This is a genomic window from Mycobacterium sp. SMC-4 (assembly GCF_025263265.1).
Lineage (GTDB): Bacteria > Actinomycetota > Actinomycetes > Mycobacteriales > Mycobacteriaceae > Mycobacterium.
This window is the reverse complement of record NZ_CP079869.1, coordinates 1,997,026-2,023,515: the sequence shown is the minus strand read 5'-3', so window position 1 is coordinate 2,023,515 and position 26,490 is coordinate 1,997,026. Positions and strand designations below refer to the sequence as shown.

25 protein-coding genes and 2 pseudogenes are annotated in these 26,490 nt (G+C 64.9%); 10 read left to right on the top strand and 17 right to left on the bottom strand.

Annotated features, from left to right (window positions below; all coding sequences use genetic code 11):
• Window positions 1–26 precede the first annotated feature (26 nt).
• From KXD98_RS09755 to KXD98_RS09740, 4 genes and pseudogenes are all read right to left on the bottom strand, one after another.
• A complete protein-coding gene (locus KXD98_RS09755; protein ID WP_260763748.1) occupies window positions 27–1,187 on the bottom strand; it encodes a lactate 2-monooxygenase in 1,161 nt (386 codons plus the stop codon).
• 36 nt (window positions 1,188–1,223) lie between these two features.
• Window positions 1,224–2,069: a siderophore-interacting protein gene (locus tag KXD98_RS09750; RefSeq protein ID WP_260763744.1), complete on the bottom strand. Its 846-nt coding sequence runs from the start codon at window positions 2,067–2,069 to the stop codon at window positions 1,224–1,226.
• A gap of 79 nt (window positions 2,070–2,148) precedes the next feature.
• Window positions 2,149–3,279: a DNA-processing protein DprA gene (gene dprA / locus KXD98_RS09745; protein ID WP_260763743.1), complete on the bottom strand. Its 1,131-nt coding sequence runs from the start codon at window positions 3,277–3,279 to the stop codon at window positions 2,149–2,151.
• Window positions 3,279–4,355: pseudogene (locus KXD98_RS09740) on the bottom strand (YifB family Mg chelatase-like AAA ATPase); the annotation flags it as partial. The gene dprA and the pseudogene KXD98_RS09740, both read right to left, overlap by 1 nt.
• 259 nt (window positions 4,356–4,614) lie before the next feature.
• Here KXD98_RS09740 and KXD98_RS09735 point away from each other — a divergent pair.
• The 8 genes from KXD98_RS09735 to KXD98_RS09700 all read left to right on the top strand — a co-directional run bounded on the left by KXD98_RS09735 (window position 4,615) and on the right by KXD98_RS09700 (window position 8,883).
• On the top strand, window positions 4,615–4,818 hold the full coding sequence (locus KXD98_RS09735) for a hypothetical protein (protein ID WP_260763741.1): 204 nt from the start codon (window positions 4,615–4,617) through the stop codon (window positions 4,816–4,818).
• Window positions 4,815–4,955, top strand: a complete 141-nt coding sequence (locus KXD98_RS09730) for a hypothetical protein (RefSeq protein ID WP_260763738.1) — start codon at window positions 4,815–4,817, stop codon at window positions 4,953–4,955. Before KXD98_RS09735 ends, KXD98_RS09730 begins: the two co-directional genes overlap by 4 nt.
• A gap of 185 nt (window positions 4,956–5,140) precedes the next feature.
• Window positions 5,141–5,302: a hypothetical protein gene (locus KXD98_RS09725; protein WP_260763736.1), complete on the top strand. Its 162-nt coding sequence runs from the start codon at window positions 5,141–5,143 to the stop codon at window positions 5,300–5,302.
• A gap of 320 nt (window positions 5,303–5,622) precedes the next feature.
• Complete coding sequence (locus tag KXD98_RS09720) at window positions 5,623–6,561, top strand: AAA family ATPase (protein ID WP_260763734.1); 939 nt, start codon at window positions 5,623–5,625, stop codon at window positions 6,559–6,561.
• 257 nt (window positions 6,562–6,818) lie between these two features.
• Window positions 6,819–7,115 carry a hypothetical protein gene (locus KXD98_RS09715; RefSeq protein ID WP_260763731.1) on the top strand — a complete coding sequence of 99 codons (297 nt, stop codon included), beginning with the start codon at window positions 6,819–6,821 and terminating at the stop codon, window positions 7,113–7,115.
• Window positions 7,116–7,170: 55 nt separating this feature from the next.
• Window positions 7,171–7,326 (top strand): hypothetical protein, encoded by a 156-nt coding sequence (locus KXD98_RS09710; protein ID WP_260763725.1) that lies wholly within the window; start codon window positions 7,171–7,173, stop codon window positions 7,324–7,326.
• A complete protein-coding gene (locus KXD98_RS09705; protein WP_260763723.1) occupies window positions 7,323–7,862 on the top strand; it encodes a hypothetical protein in 540 nt (179 codons plus the stop codon). Before KXD98_RS09710 ends, KXD98_RS09705 begins: the two co-directional genes overlap by 4 nt.
• Before the next feature lie 157 nt (window positions 7,863–8,019).
• A complete protein-coding gene (locus KXD98_RS09700) occupies window positions 8,020–8,883 on the top strand; it encodes a phage major capsid protein (RefSeq protein WP_260763721.1) in 864 nt (287 codons plus the stop codon).
• Between the two features lie 676 nt (window positions 8,884–9,559).
• Here the strand turns inward: KXD98_RS09700 and KXD98_RS09695 are convergent.
• Window positions 9,560–9,934, bottom strand: coding sequence for a WhiB family transcriptional regulator (locus tag KXD98_RS09695; protein WP_260763719.1), 375 nt, complete (start codon window positions 9,932–9,934; stop codon window positions 9,560–9,562).
• A gap of 618 nt (window positions 9,935–10,552) precedes the next feature.
• Between KXD98_RS09695 and KXD98_RS09690 the strand changes: the two genes are divergently transcribed.
• Window positions 10,553–10,921 carry a hypothetical protein gene (locus tag KXD98_RS09690; RefSeq protein ID WP_260763717.1) on the top strand — a complete coding sequence of 123 codons (369 nt, stop codon included), beginning with the start codon at window positions 10,553–10,555 and terminating at the stop codon, window positions 10,919–10,921.
• The gene (locus KXD98_RS09685; protein ID WP_260763715.1) at window positions 10,908–11,225 is read left to right on the top strand and encodes a hypothetical protein; all 318 of its coding nucleotides are present in this window, start codon (window positions 10,908–10,910) and stop codon (window positions 11,223–11,225) included. Before KXD98_RS09690 ends, KXD98_RS09685 begins: the two co-directional genes overlap by 14 nt.
• 41 nt (window positions 11,226–11,266) lie before the next feature.
• On the opposite strand, the gene KXD98_RS09680 is transcribed toward KXD98_RS09685, so the two are convergent.
• The 12 genes and pseudogenes from KXD98_RS09680 to car all read right to left on the bottom strand — a co-directional run bounded on the left by KXD98_RS09680 (window position 11,267) and on the right by car (window position 26,230).
• Window positions 11,267–12,712, bottom strand: a complete 1,446-nt coding sequence (locus tag KXD98_RS09680) for a recombinase family protein (RefSeq protein WP_260763714.1) — start codon at window positions 12,710–12,712, stop codon at window positions 11,267–11,269.
• Window positions 12,713–12,743: 31 nt separating this feature from the next.
• Window positions 12,744–13,181: pseudogene (locus KXD98_RS09675) on the bottom strand (magnesium chelatase domain-containing protein); the annotation flags it as partial.
• The gene (locus KXD98_RS09670; RefSeq protein WP_260763709.1) at window positions 13,181–13,558 is read right to left on the bottom strand and encodes a YraN family protein; all 378 of its coding nucleotides are present in this window, start codon (window positions 13,556–13,558) and stop codon (window positions 13,181–13,183) included. The gene KXD98_RS09670 and the pseudogene KXD98_RS09675, both read right to left, overlap by 1 nt.
• A gap of 115 nt (window positions 13,559–13,673) precedes the next feature.
• A complete protein-coding gene (locus tag KXD98_RS09665) occupies window positions 13,674–14,162 on the bottom strand; it encodes a hypothetical protein (RefSeq protein ID WP_260763706.1) in 489 nt (162 codons plus the stop codon).
• Complete coding sequence (locus KXD98_RS09660) at window positions 14,159–15,709, bottom strand: MCE family protein (RefSeq protein WP_260763704.1); 1,551 nt, start codon at window positions 15,707–15,709, stop codon at window positions 14,159–14,161. The genes KXD98_RS09665 and KXD98_RS09660 overlap by 4 nt, the downstream gene beginning before the upstream one ends.
• The gene (locus KXD98_RS09655) at window positions 15,709–16,914 is read right to left on the bottom strand and encodes an MCE family protein (protein WP_260763702.1); all 1,206 of its coding nucleotides are present in this window, start codon (window positions 16,912–16,914) and stop codon (window positions 15,709–15,711) included. Before KXD98_RS09655 ends, KXD98_RS09660 begins: the two co-directional genes overlap by 1 nt.
• Window positions 16,911–18,275, bottom strand: a complete 1,365-nt coding sequence (locus KXD98_RS09650) for an MCE family protein (RefSeq protein WP_260763700.1) — start codon at window positions 18,273–18,275, stop codon at window positions 16,911–16,913. Before KXD98_RS09650 ends, KXD98_RS09655 begins: the two co-directional genes overlap by 4 nt.
• Complete coding sequence (locus KXD98_RS09645) at window positions 18,275–19,366, bottom strand: MCE family protein (protein WP_260763699.1); 1,092 nt, start codon at window positions 19,364–19,366, stop codon at window positions 18,275–18,277. The genes KXD98_RS09650 and KXD98_RS09645 overlap by 1 nt, the downstream gene beginning before the upstream one ends.
• Window positions 19,363–20,391, bottom strand: a complete 1,029-nt coding sequence (locus tag KXD98_RS09640; protein ID WP_260763691.1) for an MCE family protein — start codon at window positions 20,389–20,391, stop codon at window positions 19,363–19,365. The genes KXD98_RS09645 and KXD98_RS09640 overlap by 4 nt, the downstream gene beginning before the upstream one ends.
• Window positions 20,388–21,554 (bottom strand): MCE family protein, encoded by a 1,167-nt coding sequence (locus KXD98_RS09635; RefSeq protein WP_260763689.1) that lies wholly within the window; start codon window positions 21,552–21,554, stop codon window positions 20,388–20,390. The genes KXD98_RS09640 and KXD98_RS09635 overlap by 4 nt, the downstream gene beginning before the upstream one ends.
• A 131-nt stretch (window positions 21,555–21,685) precedes the next feature.
• Window positions 21,686–22,678: a hypothetical protein gene (locus KXD98_RS09630; RefSeq protein WP_260763687.1), complete on the bottom strand. Its 993-nt coding sequence runs from the start codon at window positions 22,676–22,678 to the stop codon at window positions 21,686–21,688.
• Complete coding sequence (gene car / locus KXD98_RS09625; RefSeq protein ID WP_396882805.1) at window positions 22,679–26,230, bottom strand: carboxylic acid reductase; 3,552 nt, start codon at window positions 26,228–26,230, stop codon at window positions 22,679–22,681.
• Window positions 26,231–26,490: the final 260 nt, after the last annotated feature.

Sequence of the window (26,490 nt, the reverse complement as noted above, 5' to 3'; positions counted from 1 at the left end):
ACCGTGGCAGACAGTCGCGCCGCAGGTCAGCCGACGCGCCGCAGCACCTCGGGCGTCAACTCGGCCAGGCTGCGATAACCGTCGACGGCCATGATCAGGTCGGCCTCGGCGAGCAGTGACCGCAGCACGTGCACGACGCCGTCCTCGCCACCGATGGCCAGCCCGTAGGTGTAGGGCCGGCCGACGCCGACCGCGGTGGCACCGAGGGCGAGCGCCTTGATGATGTCGGCGCCGCTGCGGATCCCGGAGTCGAACAGCACCGGCATCCCGTCGGCGGCCTCCACCACGCCGGGCAGACAGTCCAGCGCGGGCAGTCCGCCGTTGGCCTGGCGACCTCCGTGGGTCGAGCAGTAGATTCCGTCCACACCGCCATCCCTGGCGCGCCGCACATCGTCGGGGTGGCAGATGCCCTTGAGTACCAGCGGCAGGTCGGTCAGCGACCGCAGCCAAGGCAGGTCATCCCAAGTCAGCGGGTTGCCGAACTGCTGGACCCACTGTAGGACAGTCGCCTGCATGTTCTCCTCCGGCGGCTGGGCCAGGCTCGCGCGGAACACCGGGTCGCTGGTGTAGTTGGCCAGGCAGCGGCCACGCAGCTGAGGAAAGTTCGACGTCGCCAAGTCTCGCGGTCGCCACCCGGGGATCCAGGTGTCCAGGGTGACGACCAGCGCCCGGTATCCGGCTTTTTCGGCGCGCTGGACCAGGTTGGCCGCCAGGTCGCGATCGGCCGGCGTGTAGAGCTGGAAGATCCCCGGAGTGTCGCCGAACTCGGCGGCCACGTCCTCGAGTGGGTCCTCGGTCAAGGTGGACACCATCATCGGCACCCCGGTGCGCGCGGCTGCGCGGGCGGCGGCCAGGTCACCGTGGCCGCTCTGCCCGCAGATCCCGATGACACCGACGGGAGCCATGAACAGCGGCGAGGGCAACGTCATGCCGAACAGGTCGACGGTCAGATCGCGCTCGGTGGCCCCGACCAGCATGCGCGGCATCAGCCCCCAGCGGTCGAAGGCGGTGCGGTTGGCGCGCTGGGTGTGCTCGTCGCCGGCTCCACCGGCCACGTAGGACCAGATCGAGGGCGGCATCGCGACCTCGGCTTTGGCTTCCCAGCCGGCATAATCCATCGGGAGGGTCGGCAAGATCCCGGACAGGCCCTGCAGGTAGATCTCGAGCTGATAGTTGCCGAAGGTCATGGCGTCAGCCTGCCATCGTCACCGCTCCGGCTCGGGTTATTTGGCTTCCGCCTCGGCGAGTTCGCGCTTCCACTGCCGGAAGGTCTCTTCGGTGCGCCCCCGGCGCCAGTAGCCCGAGATCGAGGACGCCCACTTGGCGGGGATCCCGCGTTCATTGCGGATGTAGGGACGCAGGTTGTGCATCACGGCCTGCGCCTCTCCGTGGATGAATACCTGAACCTGACCGGGTAGCCAGGGGGTTTCCTTGACGGTGTCGATCAGCGGTGCGTGATCCCCGGCGATCTCGTCGCCGACCAGATCGGCCCGTCCGCCACGGTAGATCCAACGCACCTCGACACCGTCGGGTGCGGTCAGCTCGATCTCGTCGTCGGGCCCGGAGATCTCGATGAACGCACGTCCGACCGCGCTGGGCGGCAGTGCTTCCAGCGCGGCGGCGATGGCCGGCAGAGCGGCTTCATCGCCGGCGAACAGATACCAGTCGGCGGCCGGGTCGGGCGCGAAGGCACCGCTGGGCCCCACCACGAACAGCCGCCGGCCCGGGACGGCGTTGGCGGCCCACGGGCCGGCCACACCGTGGTCGCCGTGCACGACGAAGTCGATGGTCAGCTCACGGCGCTGGCTGTCGGCGCGCCGCACGGTATAGGTCCGCACCACCGGCCGTTTGACTTCGGGCAGCGCGTTGAAGCTGTCCAGCATCAGCGGCTGATCAAGTCCGCTGACGTCCAAGTCGTCGTCGACGAACACCAACTTGACATACGCATCGGTGTGCTCGTTGGGCGTGAACGTGTCAAAGCCGTTGCCGCCGAGGACAACTCGAACCATGTGCGGTGCAATCTTCTCGGTGCGCACCACTTCGAAGGTGTGGACTGGACGTCCTGCCACGTGATCAACCCTAACTTCCGACGACCTTTGTCTGCGACTATACGAGCGCTGCGCAGGCCGTAGGGGCCGCCCTGGGACGTCATGAACGTTTGGCCAGCTTCCAGCCGTCCTCCCCCTGTCGGACCAATCCCCGTAGATCGAGCATGGCCAGCGGTCCCAACACGTCGGCCACCGGCAGACCGGCCCGGATCGCGATCTCGGCCACGGTGCGGGCACCTCGGCGCGGTATTGCGTCGTACACCGTCAATTCGGTGTCGTCGAGACCGTCGAGCTCGGTGGTGGGCCGATCCGGTTCGGGCGCGAGCTCACCGACGCGGCCGACGGCTTCGACCACGTCGGCGGCGCGGGTGACCAACCGTGCGGTGCCGTTGGCGATCATGATGTGGCATCCCGCCGAACTCGCCGAGGTCACCGGTCCAGGCAGGGCGCACACCTGACGGCCCAGCGCGGTGGCCCACGCGGCGGTGTTGGCCGCGCCACTGCGTACCCCGGCTTCCATCACCACTGTGGCTCCGGAAAGCGCGGCGACCAATCGGTTGCGTGCCAGGAACTGCCGACGGGTGGGCCGCATTCCTGGCGGATACTCGGTGAGAACCAGCCCGCTGCGGGCGATGCGGTGCAGTAAGGCCGAGTGACCTGACGGGTAGGGGACATCGATACCGGCGGCCAGTACCGCCACGGTGTCCCCGTCACAGGCCAGCGTCGTACGGTGTGCTGCTCCGTCGATGCCGTAGGCCCCGCCGGAGACCACCGTCACGTCGCGCTCGGCCAGCCCGGCAGCGAACTCGGCGGTGACGTGTTCGCCGTATGGGCTGGCCGCCCGCGTGCCCACCAGCGCAGCCGACCGCGCCGCGACGTCGGTCAGGTTGGAGGGACCCACCGCCCACAGCACCAGCGGAGGATGTCCGTAGGGCCGCTTCGCCAGTGCCGGGCGGCCGAAGGAGGCAAACGCCAGGTGCGGCCATTCGTCGTCGCTGGGGGTGATCAGACGTCCGCCGAGTCGGTCGAGCACCTCGAGATCGGCGTGGCTGGAGTCGATGTGATGGCGCGCTTCGGTGACGCGGGCAAGCTCACCGTCGACCTGACGTGCCCGGATGCGTTGCGCCGCTGCGACCGGTCCCTCCGCGCCGACGAGTTCGGCCAGAAATGAATTGGGCGGTTCGCAGATCCGCGACAGGTACGCCCAGGCGCGGCGATCGGTGTTGTCCATCAGTGTGTCCCCTGCCGGAAACTGAGCGCCGTGGCGACATCCTGCTTGGTCGGCGACGTCCGCCCGGCCAGGTCGGCCAGGCTCCACGCGACGCGCAGTGTGCGGTCCATCCCGCGAATGCTCAGTGCGCCCCGGTCGACAGCGGTTCGCACCGGGGTCATCGCCTCGGCGCCGAGTCGGAATTTTCGACGGAGCAACGTCCCGCCGGCTTCGGCGTTGGTCGCGATGCCATAGGGTCGCCAGCGCTCTCGCGCCGCCTGGCGGGCAGCCCAGACACGTTCACGCACAGCCGATGTGGACTCCTCCGCCGTATCGACGAAAGGCCCGGCGCGCGACGTGTGCATCTCCACTCGAAGGTCGACACGATCGAGGAGTGGGCCGGAGAGCTTGCTGCGGTATCGCCGCCGTTCAGTGGCTCCGCATTGGCAGTCCCGCGGGTCCGGCGGTGCGCACGGACACAGGTTGGCCGCAAGCACCAGCTGGATGCGGCACGGATAGGTTGCCACGCCGTCGCGGCGGGCCAACCGAATATGACCGTCTTCCAGTGGCGTTCTCAACGCCTCCAATGCGCTGGTGGTGATCTCGGCGAACTCGTCGAGGAAGAGCACGCCGCGGTGGGCCCGGCTGACCGCGCCAGGGCGGGCCATGTTCGAGCCGCCGCCGACAAGTGCGGCGACACTGGAAGTGTGATGCGGTGCCACAAACGGTGGCCGGGTGATCAGCGGGGCCTGTCCACTGAGCATCCCGGCCACCGAGTGGATCGCGGTGACCTCGAGCGCCTCGGTGTGCGACAACGCCGGCAACAGGCCGGGCAGCCGCTGCGCCAACATGGTCTTTCCCACGCCCGGTGGTCCGGTCATCATCAGGTTGTGCCCTCCGGCGGCAGCCACCTCCACGGCGAAACGGGCCTGCGGCTGGCCCACCACGTCGGCCAGATCCATGGCGCAGTCCGGACTCTGGGCGGGATGGTCGATCCGGCCGTCGAGCTCCCCCCTGCCCCGCAACCATGTGTGCAACTGGCGCAGGGTGCGTGCACCCCACACCTCGATCCCGTCGACCAGGCTGGCCTCGGCGAGTCTTGAATTGAGACAAACCCACAAATACCGACAGTTGTGATCGCGTAGTACACAGAATGACACGGAACCTGTTCTCTCACAGCCACTTTGTCGGCTATGTCGGTCTTGCCCGAAGGGTCCGACGAGGGCTAGTCTTCTGAACACGGGCGGGCGTCACGTCCGGTACTTGGCGGTAAGCCACTGACGCCACCGAACGGGTGAGGCTGGAACAGCGGAACGGCGCGTAACTGACCGCTGAGCCGCTAAGGACCGCCCCCCGATGAACCCTGCTGACTTCGACCGCATCTCCCGCGTCCTCGCTGAACTGAGCCGCGACGGCCTCAACACTCCGACCGACAAGACCGTCCTACGGTGGGCTAAGTCGGGACGAATCCGCGCCCTCCAAGTCGGCGCGGGCCGATTCCTCGTCCACCGCGACGACGTGCGACGCATGGTCACCCCCACCCCACTCACCGCGTCGTGAGCCGCCACCTCACCGACGCCGAGCGTGAAGCGATCCGCCGCCATGTTGCGGACGCGCCCCCGCTCACCGAAGCCCAGATCACCCGTATCCGCCTGCTTCTTATGGGCGTAACCCCCGAGGACACCGACTACGAATGACCAAAACAGAAACGGGGCCGAATCCACCGGCCCCGCTCCGAACACGTCGCACAAACGCGGACCTAAGCCTACCGCACCGCCCCGCCAACGGTGCCCGCCGAACCGCTGCTCTACGGCTACCGCCGCTGGAACCGTGCGGGTGCGTGCGCGACCCGGACCACGACCGACACCGCTGTCACGGAGACATGACGCTTGCCGAGGCCGACGCCGTGATCGCCGCCGCGAACTACCTCGAAAGCCTGGGTGTGGCACCACTGTTCGATTCACGCACGCTCCGCGCCGTGTGGCGACTACTCCCCGAGCACCGGAGCCGTCTTGAGGACTTGGCGCGCCGGGGGGCTGCGTGAAGAACTACTCCGACCCCGCCTACGGCAAGGAACGGGCTGAGTATTACGCGGCTCAGGCCCGCCACAACGGCCAAGCCCTGCATGACGTGCATCCCGACGACCCCGGTCCGGAACCACCTGACGAGCAAACAGCGGACTCCGGACTCGGTCCGGACTCGGTAGGCGGTCCTGGCGTAGGGTCCGCTCGGTCCTGTGAGAGTCCTGACGAAAACCCGCATAGCACTGACCAGCGCAAACATGCCAGGACCGAAAACAGGACTAAGGGGTCCGGTCCTCGGTCCTGGGACGCTGAAATCAACACGCCGCCTCGCTACTTCGACGTGGCCGCATTGCTTGCGGGCAAACTACCCGAGCCACCCGAACCGGACTTGCTGCAACGAATCGACGGGCACCGGCTTCTCTACCGAGGACAGGTCAACGTCCTGTTCGGCGACCCCGAATCTGGCAAGACATTCGTTGCACTCGCCGCCACCGTCGAAGCGCTCAACGCGGGCCGCACCGCCCTCGTGTTGGACCTCGACCACAACGGCGTCGAGGCCACTGTCGCTCGATTGCTCATGCTGGGCGCGAACCGCGCCGCGCTCGCCGACCTCAACCGCTTCCGGTACTGCGAACCGGAAAGTGCTCTCGACATCTTCGAGGTGGTCAAGGATTGCAAGGACTGGCAACCCACGGTCGCGGTCGTGGATTCAATTGGTGAGCTGCTTCCGACTCTCAAGGCCGACTCCAACAACGCCGACGACTTCACTCGCGCCCACACGAACGTGCTTAAACCGCTCGCCCGCGCTGGTGCCGCCGTCATCGCGATTGACCACCTCGCGAAGAACAACGACAGTCGCGCCAAGGGTCCAGGCGGCACCGCCGCAAAACGCCGTGCGCTGGGCGGTACTTCGCTGCGCGTGAAAGCCACCCGCCCGTTCAGTCCCGGCAACGGTGGTACCGCCCTGTTACTCGTCAACAAGGACCGGCACGGCGGCGTCCGTCGTCACGCGGCACGACCCGAGCACGGCTCCGAGCAATCGGCTGGCACGTTCGTCCTCGCGACCGACTACGAGGTCAGCACCGGCCTCGGCCCGTGGCGTGTCCTCAACCCGTCACGTTGCGACCGCGACCCCGACGAAACCGCCGACCCCGCCGACATTGCACTACTCAACGCCGCTGACCCGCCACCGAGAACCGCCGAAGACGCACGGAAGGTACTGCGGTGCAACAAAGACCGCGCCAACCGCGCCTACCGCGTCTGGCGAGAAGAAAGATGAACACAAAGAGAGGAATCACTACCGATGACCGATACCAACTTCATCACGCAGGTGGACCAGAAGCGGTTCCTCACGGAGATACTGGGAGATGGCCCACTGTCTGAGAATGACGTTCGGGCGGCGTGTGACCGACTATCCGACATGTACGTCGACGCTGCCGCGCTAAACATGTGGCACCGAGGCGAACTCGTCATGGGCTTCGATCCCAGCACCCAAGACTTGACCTGGCGGGCAACCTCAAAGGGGGAATCGAACGTATGACTGTGCCAGACCTTGATCCGAACCCCACCGCCGGTGACCGTAAGCGGGCAGGTATGGCCGTACGCGCCTGGGTGCAAAATGACCTTCGAATGCTGGGCTACCTCACTGCTGAGGCCACCGAGGAACATCGCGGCTACCACCTCCTCGCGGCGCTGTGCGCCCAGCTTGCCGAGATTCTCAAGCTGCGTGGCGACGAGGAGGCCATGAAGCGGCTCGAACGGGCCATCGCACGCTACGCCGCCGAGGAAGCCGAGGACATCGCCCGCCGCACCGCCACACGAGACGATGGATAACGGCCATGACATCGACCGGGCAACCGGCATCCGGCTCCATGACGAGGAGCGGCTGATGGCTGAACTGGCGGTGATCGCGGCGCGTGACCGTGATCCTCGCCTGTTCGCCGCTGTCGCCCGCCTCAATCACTTGCAGGGGCACGTCACCCTCGCTTTCCTGTACCGGACCATCGAAATCGCCTTGCACCAACAATCTTTGGAGGACCAATGACGACCCACACCCCCGCTCCTGGCTCCGAGACGCCCGGAGACGCACGAACCACCCCACCACCCCAGGACACCGATGTGACGGACACTCCCACCGAGGACCAGCCGCCGGCTGCCGAAGAGGACAAGCCACCAGCGCCCCGCTCCCTCGAATGGTGGAAAGCCAAGGCCCGCGAACACGCCAGCACCATCGAGACGCTGACCGCCGAACGCGACCACCTTCAAAGCCGCCTGGACACCGTCCAGCAACGAGAGGTCGAATCGCTGGTAAGCGACCGGCTTCACGATCCCTCCGACTTCACGCATTACGGGCCACCGCTGGCCGAACTGCGAGACGCGCACGGCGATGTCGACCCCGGGCTGGTGCACGCCGCTCTCACTGTTGTCGTCCAACAGCACCCCCACCTATCCAAGCGGCATGGAGTCCATGCCGCTGCGCCCGCCAGCGCGGTGACCGCCCGAGGTGTCCCCGACCTGTCCGACGCGAAGACAAAGAGCTTTCAAGACTTGCTCCAAGGGGCTGTCCGAGGACGGCGGTAAGATCGCTGACAACGGTTGCCCGGTAGGGCAATTCGGCTTTCGGCCCGGTCGGGCTGACGTAGGCCAGCCGGTCGGCGTCTGCGGTAACTGAACAACGACGCTGGCTGTCCCCACAGCGGGACGGCCCACCGTCGTTGCCTTACCGAAGGTTCCGACAATGGCTTTCCTGTCCGACGCTGCATCCGGCATCCTCACCCCCGAGGAAGTCGGCGAACTCATCACCCGCCCGATCCAAGACGAATCCGTCGCCCTGCGGCCCGAAGTCGCAACCGTCGTCAACACCAACGCCCGCGACTTCCGCATCCCCATCGTGGACATAGATGCTGCCGCCGCGTGGGTGCCCGAAGGCTTCGACATCGACCTGACCGACCCCGTCACCCGAGAACTCGTCGTCCGACCGCTCAAGGTCGCCGCGCTGGTGAAAGTCAGTTCCGAACTGGCTCAGGACAGCTCGCCCGAGGCGACCGCCGTCGTCCAGGCATCCCTCGCCCGAAGCGTTGCGAGACGAATCGACAGCGCGTTTTTCGGAGACAGCGTCACCAACGGACCCAGCGGGTTGCAATCCCTGGCCGACACCCAGTTCGTCACCGCCGGATCGGCGTTCACCAACCTCGACTGGGCCGTCGAAGCTAAGACGAAACTGCGCAAGGTCGGCTCCACCGCCACCGCGTTCGTTGCCGCCGCTGACACCGTCGCTGACATCGAAACCCTCAAAACCGAGGCCAACAGCAACCAACCCTTGCTGGCGTCCACGGTCGGCGATGCCACCAAAGCCGTGGCCGACAGCGTGCTCGGCGTGCCCCTAGTGTCGGTCGCGGACGGCACCAACCTCCCCGATGGACGGGTGTGGGCCGTCGACAAGGCGAAGGTGTTCGTGGTGATCCGGCGTGACGTGACCCTCGACGTGAGCACTGACTATTTCTTCGGCTCCGATTCGCTGGCCGTCCGGGTCACCTGCCGTGTCGGGTTCGGATTCCCACACCAGCAAGCCATCGTCGCGGTCGGCGTCGGCGGAAGCTGATAGACACGGGTGGCCGGTTCCATCAGCCATAGCACCGGCCACCCGCCCACTGCCTCGGGGTTCCTCACTCCTCCTTCAACGAGGCCGGTGGGCGGGCCAGCGCCCCGACGTGTTCAATCAGGCACACCACGTCGGGGCGCTTTGGTGTCGACAAACGGGCCTGTCGCTTCGGCTAAGGCTGAGACGTAGGCGGTTTCGGCAAGTTCGCTTTGACCTGGGTCCACGAACCGAAGGTGTCCAAACACGTTGGACACCTTGTCCTCAGTGGGAACCGCTCCGCGAATTGTGCCCACCGTTGTGAACGGTCAGACTCCGGCCTCCTCCAACGACGCGATCAATGCGTCCGCCAGTTGGGACGTGTCCGTGTCGAGGGGTACGCGGTGAACAGTCGATCCGAGCTTCCACCAGAAGTCGCCGTTGTCTGGGTACAGCGGGTTACGTCGGTGAATGACGAACGGCGGGTCGATCCTGCCGTTCGGGCCTCGAAGGATCGTGCAATCAGCACCCTCTTTGGTATGACCCCATGAACCGCCGTAACCCCGGCGTTGAAGTTCAAGCAACAGTGATTTCGCTGTGGCGACCAATGTCCCACCTTCTCTCTCGGGAAAACGGTGGAGGGGCCTGCGTAGATGGTAAGCGACCATCCGGTCACGACACGGTCAGACACGCCGACAACTCAGTGTGCCGACTCCCGACGCAGGGCCACGCGCTCGTTGCGAGTCGTGCCGCCCCACACACCGAACGGATCACGACGCTCCACCGCGAAGGCCAGACACTCCACAGCGACTGGGCACCGGCGACAGACCTTGCGTGCCCGCTGGACCGCCGCGCGGTCACCTCGGGGCGGGTAGAACGTCTCAGGGTCTACGCCGCGACACGCGGCCAATGCCATCCACGTCGGAGCTGAGGTCGGTACCGGGCCGATACCGAGCGCCGCTTCTAGGGCGGTGATGTCGAGGTCGATGCGACACCTGCTGTGAGGTTGCCGCAACCCATACAGCCCCGGCACCGACCGCCGCACCAACACCGACCACCCACGCTGACGCGCCACCCGCCGACACCGGCCCTCACGGCTCAACACACCGTCAAGCATCGACCACCGCGCTCAATTCGGCACGGGATCACGACATTCTTCTCACGCTTTCCCACGCCCACGTCAGCACTCACGAGCGAAGTCAGACAACGTCGTTCGGTGCCCGCTAGTTCTGGCGGGCTCGTGTTGCCCCGTTGCCTTCTCCGCTGTGACGTTGCGTGCGACTCGACAGACTGGGCACGGTGCGCGGCCACCCGGCAACGGCCACAACAGAACCGGGCATCTCGTCGCGCCGCCGTGAACTCGCCCCCGCACTCTGTTCGCACACCTTCACCGGCTTCCTCACCGCCGTCTCCGCGCACGATAGACAAGCTGCACACCAACCTAATCCACACCACCACTGTCCAAAACTGGACACCTCACCCCACCCCGCTCACAGCCACCCCACACCCGCCCAGCCACCACCACCCCACACCAACCACAAACGACCCGCACACAGCCACACAGCCACCCAAAACACCACCCCCGGCACCACCCCCTCCCCGGCACCAAAACCCCCCACGGCCAGGACTGTGGATTGTGCTCTGGACGTAGTTGGCGTTCGTTTCGGGGGTTGCCAGGGTTATTCTCGGTCTTATGGTGAAGCGGTCGCGGGAGGCGGAACAGCTGCTCGCGGAACTGGATTCGGAGCTGTCGAAGTCTGCGGAGGCCGCTGGTGTGCGGTTGTCGTGGACACCCGCCGAGCGGCAACACCTCGACATGATCGCCGCGACAGTTGACCGCCGGGTCCACTTGCAAGGGCGGTATGACAACACTGACCCGACCGACGCGAAGAACCTGTGCCGGTTGTCGACGGAAATTCGGCTGTGCGACGGGCTGGTGGCGCGGTTGCTGAAACAGATCAGCACCGACGACCCCACCCCCAAGCCCGTGAGTCAGCGGAGCCGCCGCGCGCAACACGCCGCGCTGTCCCGCTGGGCGAAGGATCGCGGTGCCACGGGCTGACCGCGACCCCGCCGTCGCGCACGGTCTCCGCGAGCACCTCATCGGCAAGGTCCGCGCCGAGGTGGCCCGTCTCGCCGCCGCCGAGTGCGACTGGTACAACTTTGGCCCCGAGCTACAGCGTCAGCGTGACCGGGTCGACGCCTTGCTCGACGGTGCGGACGTGACCGCCGTGTACCGGCATGAGCTACCGCCCGAACACACCCCGCCCCGTGACGGCACCATCGTCTACACCTTGCGCGGCGACCGGCTTATCCATGCGCGGCGAAAACTGAGGGGAACCGAGACACCCACCGCTGCGTCGTAAGTAGTGTCGGCCCGTCCATCGCTCCCCTATGGGCGGGCCGTTCAGTCGATACGCCAACGCACCCCGACCGCGTTAGGGTCGATACAGCCCTTCGGCTGACGCTTGCTCGGCAACACCACAATGTCCACGACCGTGGACAGGATCGCCCGTTTCGCACCCAACGTCAGACCCGCCCACAACTCCCGAACGTCGCCGCCCGCCAGCGGTGCCAGCGGCGACCGCCATCCCGCCGACGCCAGCGCGTCCGTTATCTCGTCCTCGCGTGCGCTCAGCCGCTTGCTCGCGGTGGCGAACTGGCCCGCGTCGATGGTGCCGTCACCGAACAACGCCGCCAGCTCGTCCTTACGCTCCGCGATCTCCACATGCTCGGCGCGAAGTTTCGAGGTGTCCACCGTGTCATCGCGCCGCGTCAGCCGTTCGACCTCACCCGGTCGGCTCAACCGTTCGATCACCAATTCCTCAACGAACGTGTCCAGCGCGACCGCGTTGCGGGTCACGTGCCGACCGGGAACCGCATCCCGGTTATTGCACCGATACATCGGGATACGGCTGTCAGCGCCCGACTTTCCGAGACTGACCCGCATCTGCCGCTCATCGCACACACCGCACACATACAAACCCGACCCCAACCATTTGGCCGTCCCAGCGCGGCCCACATTCGTCTGACGCGCCGGGTTGCTCAGCACCGCCACGACCGCCCGCCACAACGGCTCGTCAATAATCGCGGGCCACTGGGCGGCACCGACCACCTCACCGTTGTGACTCGATAGCCCCGCAATGCGTGGGCGTAGCAACAATTCTCGTAACTGTTGCGAAGTCCACTTGCCCACCTTGCCGGTAGCTGTCGGCACACCCCGCACGTTCAGATCACGGACAACGCTCCGCAAACTTTCACCGCCCGCGACCGCGCTCGCCGCCTTCGCAATCTCGGCGGCTTCCTCCGGCACAACGGTCACACCGTCTTTCTCATAGCCGAATGGCCGACTGCCTCCGTGGTACTTCCCCAGCGCCGCTTGCTGACGCATCGTTGACCTCAACCGCTCCGTCTTCACTTCGCTTTCATACCGGGCCACCGCACCCAACTGTCGGGCCACCATGCGCCCTGACGGCGTTGCCAGATCAATCGGTCCCGCCTGGACCGTGTGCGTCGGCACCCGCCGCCCCTCACACACGTCGATATACCGCTCCAACTCGACCGGCGAACGGTGAAGCCGGTCAGTGTGCCACGCCAGCACCGCACCGACCCGACCCGCCGCCACGTCCGCAAGCATCCGCTCATACTCCGGTCGCCGCTTACCGCTGTACGCCGACAGATCGTTGTCGGCATAGACCTCCGCGACTCCCCACCCGAGCCGCGCCGCAAGGTCGCGGCACTCTTGCTCTTGCCGTTGCACACCAAGACCAGCACCCCGCCGATCCCGGCTGATACGCGCATATATAGCCGCTGACCTCGGCGTTTCTTTCGTTCTAGACATGCGGAGCATCATACCGCAATAACTGTCTTTACTCATATGTCGGTTCGGCCAGGTTGTCGATGGGCACCACAGCGGCGGGCCAGCCGTGTTTGCGAGCGGCCAGCACTGCCGGCAGCACCCCTTTGATCGGCCGCACCCGGCCGTCGAGGGCGAGCTCACCGAGCAACACCGTCTTCTCCAAGCCAGGCCAGCTTTTCCTCCCTTGGGCGGCCAGCACCACCGTGGCCAGCGCCAGGTCATAAACCGACCCCACTTTCGGCAGGGTTGCCGGCGACAACGCCAGCGTCAGCCGGGTCTTGGGCCAATCGAAACCGCAGTTGGAAATGGCCGCGCGCACCCGATCGCGCGACTCCTGCAAGGCCGTGTCTCCCAGGCCGACCAGATGCACACCCGGCAGACCCGAGGAGATATCTGCCTCGATCTCGACGATTTCACCGTCGACACCGCGCACCGCCACCGAGAACGCCCGCCCCAACGCCATCACGCCACCGCCTGTAGATGGGTGATCTCCGGATCCCGGCGTCGCCCCGCCTGAATGGCGATCACGTCGATTCGTATGTGCGCCCAGCTGCGGTCCTGGCCCGCCAGCCACAGCCCGGCCAGGCGGCGCAACCGCCGCAGCTTGGCCGGGGTGACCGCGGTGACCGCCCCGCCGAACTGATCACCGGCACGGGTTTTCACCTCGACGAAAACCACCGTGTTGAGCTCGGCAGCGATGATGTCCAGCTCGCCGTAGCGGCACCGCCAATTACGTTGCAGCACAGAGAGTCCAATCCGCTGAAGATAGTCAACGGCCAGTTGCTCGCCCCAAGCCCCGAGTTCGCCGCGACTCTGTGTTCCGGTCACGTACGCAACCATGACCCGGCCCGCCGACAGATTCCGACACGAACGCGCAGTTATCCCCAACGGCGACTTCATCCACAAATGCACCGCCCAGCGCGGGCCACCGGCTTCGCCCCCGGTGGGGCCAGACCTACTGTGGCACCAGGGAGAAGGGGATCTCGATGAACACCGGGCGGTTGACCCCGCAGGCACCGCTGGGCCCTGCTGTGGTGTCCCATCCGACGTAGCGCAGTGTGTCGTTCGGATCCTCGTGGAACTTGATGATCTGCCTACCGTCGGCGGTGCTGCCGTCTTCGCAGTGCTGCCAACCCGGGAGCGTACGTTGGACGAACCACATTCCGCTGGCGTAGAGAAGGTCCGCCGTCCAGCCGGCATCGCTGCTGACCGTGCCGGAGCAGTCGTAGGCACCCAAGCACGTTGATTCCATGGTCCACCTGCTGACGACGCTGGGCATCACACGGAATTTTTCGTTCGTCTTTGACCGTTGGCCGTCGGATGTCGCGGTGTAGACCCCGTTCAACGCAGGGTTCACCGCGGCATTGGCCGGCGTGGCGACAGCGGCCGCGACGACCGTCGACAGCGTTGTCGCGGCGGCAATTCCAACGTTCAGGTGGATCATGGCGACAGATACTCCGGGGCGATGACCAGATCCTGCCAACCCGTCGGCTGCGTGGCCGTTGCCAGGTTGGACTGCTGTCCCACCGTTCCACCAGGCGCGAGATAGCGCCCGGTACGCGGATCGTAGGTCCGCACCGCGACCGCGGGCGCCACCTCTGCGGGACTCTGCGCCGAGCTCGGTGCTGCCGGCGGCGCGCCGGATGCAGATGGCGGGGGCGGCGGCGCCACCCCTGCCTCGGCCGGTGGGCGCGTGCCCTCGGGCGGGGCGAAGATCCGCTCCTGGAATGTGGTTCGGTCGTCGGGCGCAACACCTTGTGACACCAGATTGGGGTCGAAGGGTGCCGGACCCAACGCATGCTGGCGCATCGCCAGCGGCACATATGGTTCGTCGCTGTCACAGATTTCCACCGTCGGCGCCCGCTTGCCGGGCCGAGCCATGCAGGGCAAATTCCGCGCACCTCGTACTGCAATCGGTGAGTCCTGAGGCAATTTGCAGTAGAGGCCTTCAGGCGTGTCGACCGTCGTGGTGTCCGCCGGTGAGCGCCACTGCGATGGTGGCAGGAATCCGACGGTGCACGCCGGCGGGTCGTTCATCTGGATCCGGAAGTCACCCAGCGGTAGTCCGGTCGCATTGTTGTTCGGCGCGATCGCCTGAAGATTGGCAAAGAACGGCGGCACCAGGACCAGCAGCTGTTCCAAGGACGGCAAATAGGTCACCGCCACCTGGCCGACGCTGGTCAGGTTGGCCAGCAACACCGGCAGTGTCGGCCGCACGCTGTCGAGCAGCTCCGTCACTTCCCCTAGTGCACCCGGCGCCGAGGCCAGGATGGTGCGCAATTGCGGATCATTGGTCACCAACTGATCGGTGACGTTGGCCAGACTGCGAGTCCAGGTGCGGGTGTCCTGTTCGGACTCGATCTGTCCGTCGAGCAGCGGCCGGGAGTCGTCGATGAGCATGCGCAGTTGCTCGGCCGCGCCACGGCTGTCCTTGGCCACCACTGCCGCAGAATCGATCAGGGACCCGACGTCGTAACCCGCGCCATCGAAGGCCCGGGCCGTTTCGTCCAGCAGAGCCGACACCTGCTCACCGGGGATGCTACCCAGCAGCGCGCTGGTGCGGTCCAGCATCGGCCCCACCGGCTGGGGCACCTCGGTGTCGCGGATCGAAATGACCGATCCGTCAGCCAGGTAGGGCGGCCCGGCGCTGCGCGGCCGCAGGTCGACGTACTGTTCACCGATCGCCGAGACACTACGCACCTCGGCCACGAGATCGGCGGGAACTTTCGTCGACCTGTCCAGCAGCAACGTGACTTCGGCCCCCGGCCCAGCCAGCGTCACATCGGCCACCTTACCGATCTGCGCGCCCCGGTAGGTGACGTTGGCGAGCCGGTAAAGCCCACCGCCACGCGGTAATTCGAGGGTGACCGTGATTCGCCCGACGCCCAGCAGCGTAGGCACCTGCAGGTAGCTAACGACCATCGTGGTGACGCCGATGATCGACGCAATCGTGAAAATGATCAGCTGAAGGCGCACAAAACGAGTCAGCATCAGCGTGCTCCCGGCGGGGTGGCAGGCACCGGGCCTGCGCTGTGCGGCTCGGAGGGTGTCGGATTCTCGGGTGGCGGGTCATCGGCCGGTGGTGCCGCCAACGGAGCTGTCAGCGGGTTGGATCCGTAGAACGTGTCATAACCGGGATCGCCGGGGGCGGGGACCAACAGGGCGTGCGGGTCGCCCCACCTCGTTCCCGAGAACAAGGTGCGCTTCAACCGAGGGACGGTGAGGTCCATGACGGCGAAGAGGTTCATGTAGTCGCCACGGACGCCGCGGTCGATCAGGTTCTGGCCGAAGGGCATGACGGGAAGAAAGGCCAGTGCCACGCCGATGTCGGGTCCGACATCGGCCAGCGCCCGTAGGGTGGGGTCGAGATTGGACAGCGTCTCGACAAGGTCGGTCTGGGTGTCTCTGACCACGGTACGAGTGATGTCACTGAACGTCCGCAAGTGCTCCAAAGCGGTGGTGAATTGCGCTCGTTGGGCGATGAGCACATCCAGTGCCGGCGGAATATCGTTCAGCGCCCGGCGAACCGCTTCGCGTTGGACGACCAGTCCTGACGCCAGTCTGTCGAGCGCCTGCAGGGATGCGATGACATCTCCACGCTGACGGTCGAAGACACCGACGAATCTGTCCAGCCGCGCCAAGATGTCGCGTGCTTCGGACTCACGACCACTCAACGCTGCGTTGAAGCTGTGGATGATGTCGCCGATCTGACCCAACCCACCGGCGTTGACCACGGTCGACACGCTGGACAGCGTGCGTTCTGTCGAAGGAAACACCGCCGACTGCGAGATCGGGATGGTCGCCCCGGGAGTGAGGCGCCCCTGGGGCGCTTGGCCCAGCGGTGGGTCCAGCGCGATGTGCATCGAGCCGAGCAGACTCGTCTGCCCGACCCTGGCGAACACGTTGGCGGGCAGTTCAACGTCGGGTCGCACCGAGATCTCGACGTTGGCTCGCCAGTCTGAAACAGTCATCTTGGCGACGCTGCCGACGATGACGTCATCGACCATGACCGGTGAATTCGTTTCCAGCGTACCGACGTTACTGACCTGCACGTGATACACCGCGGCATCAGATCCGCGGCCGACCACCCCCGGCAGAGGCAGCGAGTTCACGCCCTGGAAGCTGCATCCGGTGGTGACCAACACGACAGAACAGGCCGCGGCAATTCCCGCTTTTGCGGTTCCGATGGTGCTCATGATGTGGGTCCTTCGGCAGCAAGGGGTGGTGCAGCTGCGGTCGGCGGGACCGCGGCCGGTGGCAGCATCAAGCCTTCCAGGTCGGTTGCGGTCACTGGCGGCACCGGCCCATAACCCGGGGGTGGGGCTACGTCGCCGGCACCGGTGTAGGCCGACACCGAGGGCGCAGTCTGAGGGACCGGCGCGCCACCCGAACCCCCGGGCGCCAGTGCGGGGTCGGTGTAGACAAGGTACTCCGGCGCCGGCGCCGGGTTCAGCAGCGGATTGAGCGGTAGCGGTATGTAATTGACGTTCATCAGCCGCAATGCCGGCCCCAGGTACTGGGCGCACAGCTTGGCGGTCTCGGGTGCTGTGGTGTTCTCGATGGCACCAATCGCGCCGCAGAGGAACTGCACCGGATTGCTGATGTTGGACAGGGTGAAGATGCCGGTGGCACCGCCGTCGCGGGGGTCGAACATGTTGAGGGTGTTCGCAATCGACGTGGGGGCGACATGCAGGATCTGTTCGAGGTCGCGTTGATGGTCGACGACATTCTGCGTCACATTGGCAAGCCGCTGGATCTGCTCCGCGGTTTGGTTGCGACTCCCCCGCACGAAGCGCTCGACGTCGGTGACGACCTCGGAGACATTGACCAGAGCCTGGTCCAGGTCGGATCTGCTGCCGTCCAGCACACTGGTCAGCGTCGCCAACCGGTCCTGGAACTGCACGATCTGTGTGCTGCTGGCGCGTAGCGTGGAGATGAACGTCTGAAGATTCTTGATGACCTCGACGATGTCACCGCTGCCCTCGGCAAGAATGCGTCCGACGCCGGACAATTGGGTCAACGTCTGACGCAGAGCATCGCCGTTGCCGGCCATCGCGGTGGCAGCGCTGTCGATGAACCTGGCGGTGGCTGTATCGGGATCTGCGCCGCTCGGTCCCAACTCTGTCGCCAGGCGTGTCAACTGTTTCTTGACTTCATCCCATTCCACGGGCACTGCGGTTTTCCCGAGCGGAATTGACGCTCCGTCGGCCATCTGCGGCCCGCTGTCCAGATAGGCCGGCGTCAATTGCACGTAGCGCGCCGAGATCAGGTTGGGCGCGACGATGACCGCGCCGGCGTCGGCGGGAATCGGCACACCACGATCGACACTCATGCTCACCCGGGTGAAGCTCGGCTGGGGCGTGATCGCGGAGATGGTGCCGACCTTGACTCCGGCCACCCGTACCTCGTCACCGGGATATATCGCAGTCGCAGTGCTGAAGTCGGCGGTGATGGTTACCGGACCGAAGTGGTGTTGTCGGACCAGGAACACAGTCGCGGCGAACAGTGTGACGGTCAGCAGACTCATCGTGATGGTGAGCAACTTCTTGCGGTTCATCACCCGGCGTGCTCCTGACGTTCCGGAATGCCGTTGTAGGGGAACGGAATCTCGGCGCGGGGACCGGCATTGTCTGGCGGCTGGCCGGCGTCCACGCCACGACGGAATCCGAAAGCGTAGTCGAGGAACGGCTGGAGCAGTGCTCCCTGAGTCAGATTCGGGATGTACCCGATGTAATACGGCCCGCTCGACACCAACTCGCTGAGCCCGCTCTGGAACTTGGCCAGGCCGGGGATCGCTTTGCCGATGTTGTCGCGATTCTTCTCCAGCATCGCCGCGATGTCATTGAGTTTTTCCAGCGTCGGCGCCAGTTCTTCCTCGTTGTCCTCGATGATTCCCGAAATCAGCTGGGCCAGCAATGATGTCGATGCCAGCAGAGAAACGATCGCCTCACGACGCTCCACCAGAACGCTGGTCAGGTCGTTGGCGTTGAGGATCAGGCTGTTCACCTGGTCGCTGCGTTCGGCCAGTATGCTCGTGACATCCGAGGTGTGCGCCAGCAATTCGGCCACTGTCTGGTCGCGGCTGTTCAACGACCGAGACAGTCGCGTCAGACCCTCGAAGGTCGGTCCGAGTTGGGGTGCTATCTGGTCGAGTGTCTCCGAAAGCACGTCGAGTGAATGGTTCAGCGATTCGGTGTCGGTACCTGCGACGTTGGTGGTCAGATCGCCCACCGCCTCGCTCAGCGAATACGGTGACGAGGTGCGCGTGACGGGGATGCGCTGCATCGAGGACATCGAGTCATCGCCGGACGACTCCAGCGTCAACACCCGCTGGCCGAGTAGCGTTCCGGTCCGGATGTGTGCAGTTGTTTCCGATCCCAGACTGACGCTGCTCCTGACCGTGAAGGTGACCAGCGCTTCGCCACGCTGGAGCGACACGTCGGTCACACTGCCGACGGTCACCCCGGCGATCTTCACGGCGTTGCCGGCGGCCAACCCCCCTGCCTCGGAGAACACCGCCTGGTAACGAATCGCGCTCGCCCAGGAAGTCACGTGCTCGGGTCGAAGTCCGATCGCGATCACCAACACGACCAGCGTCACGCCGATGAAACCGGAACGAATGAGCTTGTTGCCGCGGTATCTGTTCATGGATTCTCCGCACACCTGCCCGTGTCTTGTTTGATCCACGGGAACACCGCCGTGCGGCCCTGCAGATCCGAGACGCGGACGGTCACCCCGCACAGGTAGTAGTTGAAGAAGCTCCCGTATGCACCCATGCGTGCGAGCTTGCGATAGTTCTCCGGCGACCTCTGCAGAACGCCATCGAGGAGATCTTTCTGCGCATCGATGGCGGGAGCAAGCCGGTGGAGCTGATCAACACCGGCCGCCAACGGCGCGCGCGCCTCGCCGAGAAGCCCGACCAGCGAGGCGGTGCCATCGCTGAGCGCCTCGATTGCTGCACCGATCGGCTCACGTTCTGTCGCGAGCTCTTCGACGAGTCGGTGCAGCTTGTCGACCGCACCGCCGAAGTGCTCGCCCTCGGTGCGCAGCGTCTCCATTGCGATGTTGAGATTGTCAATCAGTGTTTCGATCACCTGTCCGTTGTTGGCGAGGGCGTTGGTGAACGAGGAGGTCTGCGACAGCAGTGATTCCACCGTTCCACCTTGTCCCTGCATGATCTGGATCAACGCCGAGGTCAACTGATTGACGTCGCGCGGGTCCAGGCCCCGGACCACGGGCTTGAGTCCGTGCAGCAGAACGTCGAGATCAAGAGCGGGCATCGTGCGGTCAACCGGTATTTCTGCATTCGCGGGCAGGCTGACCGTATCGCCAGGGCCGTCAATCAGCTCGAGGTAGCGATCCCCGACCAGGTTCAAGTACCGCACCGCCGCACGAGTTCCGGTGGTGAGCACAACGTGCCGATCAGCGTCGAAGCCGACCAGCACCCGTTTGTCCGGTCGCAACGACACGGAGTTCACCGAGCCGATCCGGATACCGGCGACCCGCACAGAGTCACCCGGCTGCAAGTCGGAGACATCGTCGAAGACCACCGAATATCGAGTGCTCGCCCCACCCCGGTACTCGCCGAATACCGCGAACAAACACACCGTCAACAGCGACATGACGGTCACGAACACGCCGAACTTGGCCATGGTGACCCCGGAGCGGCTCATCCGGGCATTCCGATCTGCGACGAATTGCGTGGTGGACCATCGAGCGGACGCCCCAGCAGAAACTCCTTCATTCCGGCCGTATTGAGCGTGATACCGCGGTTTCCGTACTTCCAGGGATTGGTGCCCGTATCGGCGACCACGTAGGGCGGGCGCGTCTCATAAGGAATTCGGGGCAAACCCTGACACTGGGGCCCTCCCGTGGCCGCGACCTTGGGCAGATCCGACGGGTACCGGTATGGGTCCATCCCCCATTGGAAGCTGGCCATCACCTCGGCACCCGGCACCCGAGCCGGTGGAATTTTGGCCAGCGGCACCGCGCCGGCCAGAATGCAATACAGTGCTTGATCGTATTGCCGCGTCAAAGCGGTGACGGGTGCGAGCAGTCCCACCAGTTCGGCCAACGGCCGGTGATTGGTGGACAGCACGTCGGTCCCGGCGGCGCCGAACCCGATGATGCTGAGCAGCACCGTGTCGAGTTCGTGTTGCTGCTCGACCACGATGCGGCCGATCGACGCCGTGCGATCGGCAACAGTGACCAGATCTTCGACCACATCGGCGTAGATGTTCAACACCCGAGGCGCCACCGCAATGTCGTGACTGAGGATATCCAGGCTGGGTTCCAAGGCAGCCAACGTCACGTCGACGTCGCTGATGATCTGGCCCATTTTTGCTCCGCGACCGCTGACGCCGGATGACAGCGCAGTGAGCGTCTGGTTGAGATGCTCGGGCTGGATCTGCGACAACACGGAGGTCAGTTGCTCGAATACCGTGTTGATTTCGACGGTGACATGGTCACCTTCGATGATCTGTCCCGCACGGATCGGGGTGGCCGCAGGATCACCCGGCAGGGTGAACTCGACGAACTTCGCGCCGAACACGGTCGACGAGGCGACACTGACCGCCACGTTTGAGGGGATCATCGAGATTTGTGAGCGATCGATCGCGAGCCTCAGTTCGGCCTTGCCGTCGGATCGATGCTCGATCGCGGCTACGGTTCCGACCTGGATGTCATTGAGCTTGACCTTGGCGTCGGGGTTCATCACCAGGCCGGCCCGTGACGAGACCACGGTCACAGCGACGGTGTCAGCGAAGCTGCCGCGAAACATGCTTAGCGCCAGAACCACAATGCCCACCAGGGCGAGCAGAGCGGTCAGTCCCACCATCGGGCGAACAAGATCGCGCCTGGGGCGCGCATTGCTCTGGTCACGGTCCGTCTTTGTCATGGTTACGGTCTGCGGCTCGCGATCACCAACGGTGCACCGTCATCGAGGGCGTCACTGGGCAACTCCTTCGGTCACTTTCCGCGCGCCAGCGCGTACACCGCGTTCGCAGCGTCGAGCAGTTCTGGGTTCAGCAGGTTCCCGCTGTACTCGACCCAGCACCAGCTGCGGGCGCACTCCTTGCCCGTCGGCGCGGAGGTGAGCGGGCCGAATACATGGAGCGGACTGCCACTGGAGTCGAAGTCGAAGGAATACGTCGCCGAACCGAACGTGGCGTGCAATTCCGTCATCTTGCCCGCCTCGTTGAACTTCTCCGTGGTCTCGATGTCCTTATAGGTCGTGGTCACGCCATCCTCGAGCAGATACCCAGGGCCGAAGGAGATTCCGTCGCGACCCTGCCAGAAGCTGCCACCACCGAACTCGCCATCGGTGTACTCATGCAGCCACGACACCCACATACCCTGCAGATGACGCGCAATGGGCAGCTCGGTGTAGATCTTTCCCGGAGGGCCGTAGGCGAAGTCCTGATGCCCATAACCCGAGACCTCGACACCGTCGATCGTGCCGGTCAGATACATCAGCTCATGCCGATAACAGACGTCGTCGGCAATTCCTTCTTGTCGGGGGACCTGGGTGACCACGGCATCGCTGACCGTGTGACCGTGTAGCTCCCACCGGTTGGATGCGTCGACCCAATGGAAGCCGCTGTCTTTGCGTTCAATGCGTCCGCTGGGATAGATCAGAGCAACGCTGTCCTCGGCGGCTGTGTACATCATCGGTTCGAACCAGTCCAAGGTCGAGTATTCGGTGAACAGGTGAGATGCCTCGGCGTCCAGTTGTTTCGGTAGCTTGCGGAAGCCACAGATGGGCGACACCACGTGCGTCATTCCTGCGATGAAGTCGTCACAGCCGCGCACTCCCCAGTAGGTGTTACCCGCGCTGTCACTGACCACGGCACCGATCCATATCCCGGCCAACGCCAGGCCCGGTCCAGGAGTCCAGTCACGACGGTAGTGCTGCAGCGTCGGCCGGTAGCCGGTGACGTCGAACTCAAGGTGGTCGAACACTTATTGCTCCTTGTCGGTTGTTACGTCGTTGTCGGTGTGCTCACCGCGACGTTGGCTGTCGAGTAATCCGAGGAATTCGAGGTCACATAGGTACTTCTCGACGATGGGCGCATCGATGTGCGGAATGGCTCCCTCGACCCCGATGCCGGCTTCGGCAACAGCGGCTTGGAAGCGGCGGGTGGAACAGAACGCGCCGTTGATGGGTATCTGCGGGTGGCGGTACACGTCCAGCACGGGCAGCAACGAAGCCTGCCGCTGCCGCTCGGGCAGGTTGCGCAAGGCCGTCTCGAACCGAGACAGCCATTCTGGGTAGTCGGCAATACGTTCGATACGGCAACCGGCCTCGGCCAGCCAATCCACGAACTGATCCAGACCGATGCCGTCGTCGTGGGGGTTCATCACGTGAAACGTCTGGAAACCCTTGAATTCCCCGGATGGGCGGGACGCCAGCGTGGTGATCGCTTCGGTGACGAAATCAACGGGCAGACCGTCGAAATGAGCTCTCGGCCGTCCGTCCGCAGAATCGCCGGCATAGAAGGACCGCGGCGCGAGTCCAGTGAGCGCGACACTGAGGATCAGCCGAGTGACCGCATCGGGGATGTTGAGCTGCCCGACCCAGGTGCACTCGGCCATGATCATGTCGCAGCGATAGACCGTGACCGGCAGACCGCACAGGTCGTGGGCCTCACGCAGCAACACTTCTGCGGCCCATTTGCTGGTGGAATAGCCACTGGCATAGCCGTTGTCAAGCCGCCGTGATGCTCCGACCCGACGTACGTCGGCGTCCTCGGCGGACTCGTCGAGCATGATGCCGGCTGCCACGCCGATGGTGGATACGAAGGCAATTGGTTTTTGCTTCGACGTCAGAGCCAGTCGGATGAGTTCAGCCGTACCGGTGACGTTGGGGCCGAACAGCTGCTGATAGGGCAAGAGATGGTTGACCAGAGCAGCAGAGTCGACGATCAGATCCACCGTATCCGCCAGACGCTGCCACGTGACCTCGTCCAGCCCGAGACCGGTTGCCGCCTTGTCGGCCGCGAGCACCTCGAGATGCTCGGCCGCCAGCGCACGATATCGCGCCAGCACAGCGGAATCACCGCTGTCGATCACCGCGTCCAGCCGCGCGCGCGCATGAGCATCGTCTCTGGCACGCACCGGGCAGATCACCCGACCACCGACCTTGCTCATTCGGTGTAACCAATCCAACATCAGATACCTGCCGAGGAACCCGGTGGCACCGGTGATGAGTACTGTTCTCACATCGGAGGTCGGGCTCGCCAGCGTCGGCGCCCCCTGAAGGGTGTCCGCGTCGATGAGTTTCTCCAACGTCAGCTCGTTAGCTGACACCATCGCAGAATCCCCGGTATGGACCTGGTCGAAGGTGGCCCGCGCACCTGAGCATCGACGCTCCTCGTCGATGTAGTCCGCGAGTGACTGCAGGTCGGCGGCCGGACTGACGATGTGTCCCACCGGAACATCGACTCCGACAATGTCCTTCAAACTGCGCGCAAAGGTCAACGCCGACAGCGAATCTCCACCCAAGTTGGTGAACTGTTCTGATGGGGGACAACTGTGCTCTGAGATTCCCAACAGGATCGCTGCAGCGGCGCGGACGATCTGGATTGTCGGCAGGTCGGTGGCGGACTCTTTGAGCTGGGCAAGCCGGCGACTCTGTTCGTCGGCGAACTGCGCGTACAACCGCTCCAGGACCTCGCCGTAGCGCTGCCTGAGTTTCGGCCGAGATGGTTTACCGATGCCGCTGAGCAGACCGTTGTCGAGGCTGAACGGTTCGGGCTCGACGAGGATGTCACGCGGGATCTCATAGGGTTCAAGTTCGGCAGCGTGGGCGCCGCGACGAAGCGAGCGAAGGATCTCTTCCTTGAGCTCGTCGGGCCGGTGGGCGGCCAGCGCATCTGCGCTGGGAACCACGACCGCCAGCAGATAAGCCTGCTCACTGCTGCCGTAGATGTAAATCTGTTGCACTAGTTCGCAATTGACGTATATCGATTCGAGGGTCGAGATGGTGACAAACTCACCCTGGGAGAGTTTGATCACGTTGTTGCGCCGTTCGATGAACCGCAGCTGATCTGGACCACTCTGGGCCACGATGTCGCCCGTTCGGTAGAAGCCCTGCTCGTCGAACACTGCCGCAGTCAGCGCCGGCCGCCGGTAGTAGCCGCTGAACAACGCACGCGATTTGATCAGCAGCTCGCCGCGCGGGTGGGGTCTGTCGGTGCTGAAGTATCCGAGTTCCGGCACGTCAACGAGCTTGTAGTCGGTTACCGGCGGTCGCTGAATTTGACCGTCGACGAGCACCGCACCCGATTCGGTGGCCCCCATCGCGTCGATCAGGTGGGAATCGAGCAGCTTCTCCACCCAGGCCGCGAGGTCTGCCGAGATGGGCGCGGATCCGGTCAGCGCCGTCACATAGCGCCCGCCGAGCGCGCGCGATCGCCAGTCCGCCAGCACCTCATCCTCGCTGACGCGTCCATCGCCCAACGTGTCGGAGAAGTCACGGTAGAGCATCTCCCAGACCCGGGGTACGAAGTTCAGTTGGGTGGGACGCACCATCTGGAGGTCATCGAGGATGGTCGACATATCGCTGGCGCCGGTGAAGTAGGCGGTGCCGCCTGCTCCCAGCGTCGAATACAACATGGCCCGGCCGCCGGTGTGGCTCATCGGCAGGTAATTCAACGTGATCGCCGGAATCGCGAATCCGTGTTCGACGACGGTGCCGGCCACGGCCGCCCACACCGATTTGGCCTGGCCCTCCGGTTGCATGGCGCCTTTGGGGGACCCGCTGCTTCCCGAGGTGTAGATGATCGCCGCCAGGCGCTCATCGTCGAAACAGGGTGAGGGTGGAGCCGGCAACGCGACTCCCCGCGTCACCAGGTCGGCCAGTGTTACCACCTCCACCGGCCGGCCCGCGGCGCTGAGCCGGCAGCGAGCCGATTCGAGCGCCTCGCGATGCACGGCCCCTTCCTCGACGACGTCGAACAACACGATCAGCCGCGGGGTCTGGGCGTCCATCGCGAGGGTTACAGTCAGCCCCAGCCGATCGGCACTGCAGGCCATCACCGACGGTTCTGTCTCATCGACCATGGGTTGCAGCTGCGCGATCGGTGCGCCGTCGTGCAGCGGCACCGCGACCGCGCCCAGAACCGGAATGGCCATGTCGACCGTGGTGTAGTCCACACTCGGAAATCCGTGGATGGCTATCCGGTCACCAGCATGAACACCGGCATCGGCCAAAGCCGAACTCAGGGCGTCCACCCGGCGCCAGAGATCCCGATAGCTGATCGTGTCGAACCGCGGGAGCAGGTGCAGGGCTTCCCCCTCGGCGGAGGTGCTGATCTGGCGAGCGCGTTGCCCCAGCGCCGGACGGTCACTGTAGCCCTCACAGACTATGCACATCAGTTCCGTTAGCGTGCAGTCGCTTTGAACCATGTGCTCGGATAGCTGTCGGTCCGGTACCGCTTCGCGAAATTGCGGATCACTGGCCAACAACTCACTCACCCGCTGGGCCAGCTTCTCAATTTCCTTAGCGAGCACCGGCAGTTGCCTTGCTCTGGTAGTGACTGATGTCGAGCACCGTCACTTCCTCACTTCCACACGGACCGACACCACCGATTGAATACATTCTGCATTCTGCATTCTGACGGTACCCTACGCCGTCGCCTCGGCATAAGGCTTTTGACAGAGGAAAGCAGTCCGTCGGGTTCGGGGCGTCTATACTCAGTCACCTGATTGAAGCGTCGCTCAGCCAAGCCACCCCGGCGGTACGTCGCGCGGGACCGGGCCGCGCCGGAGTG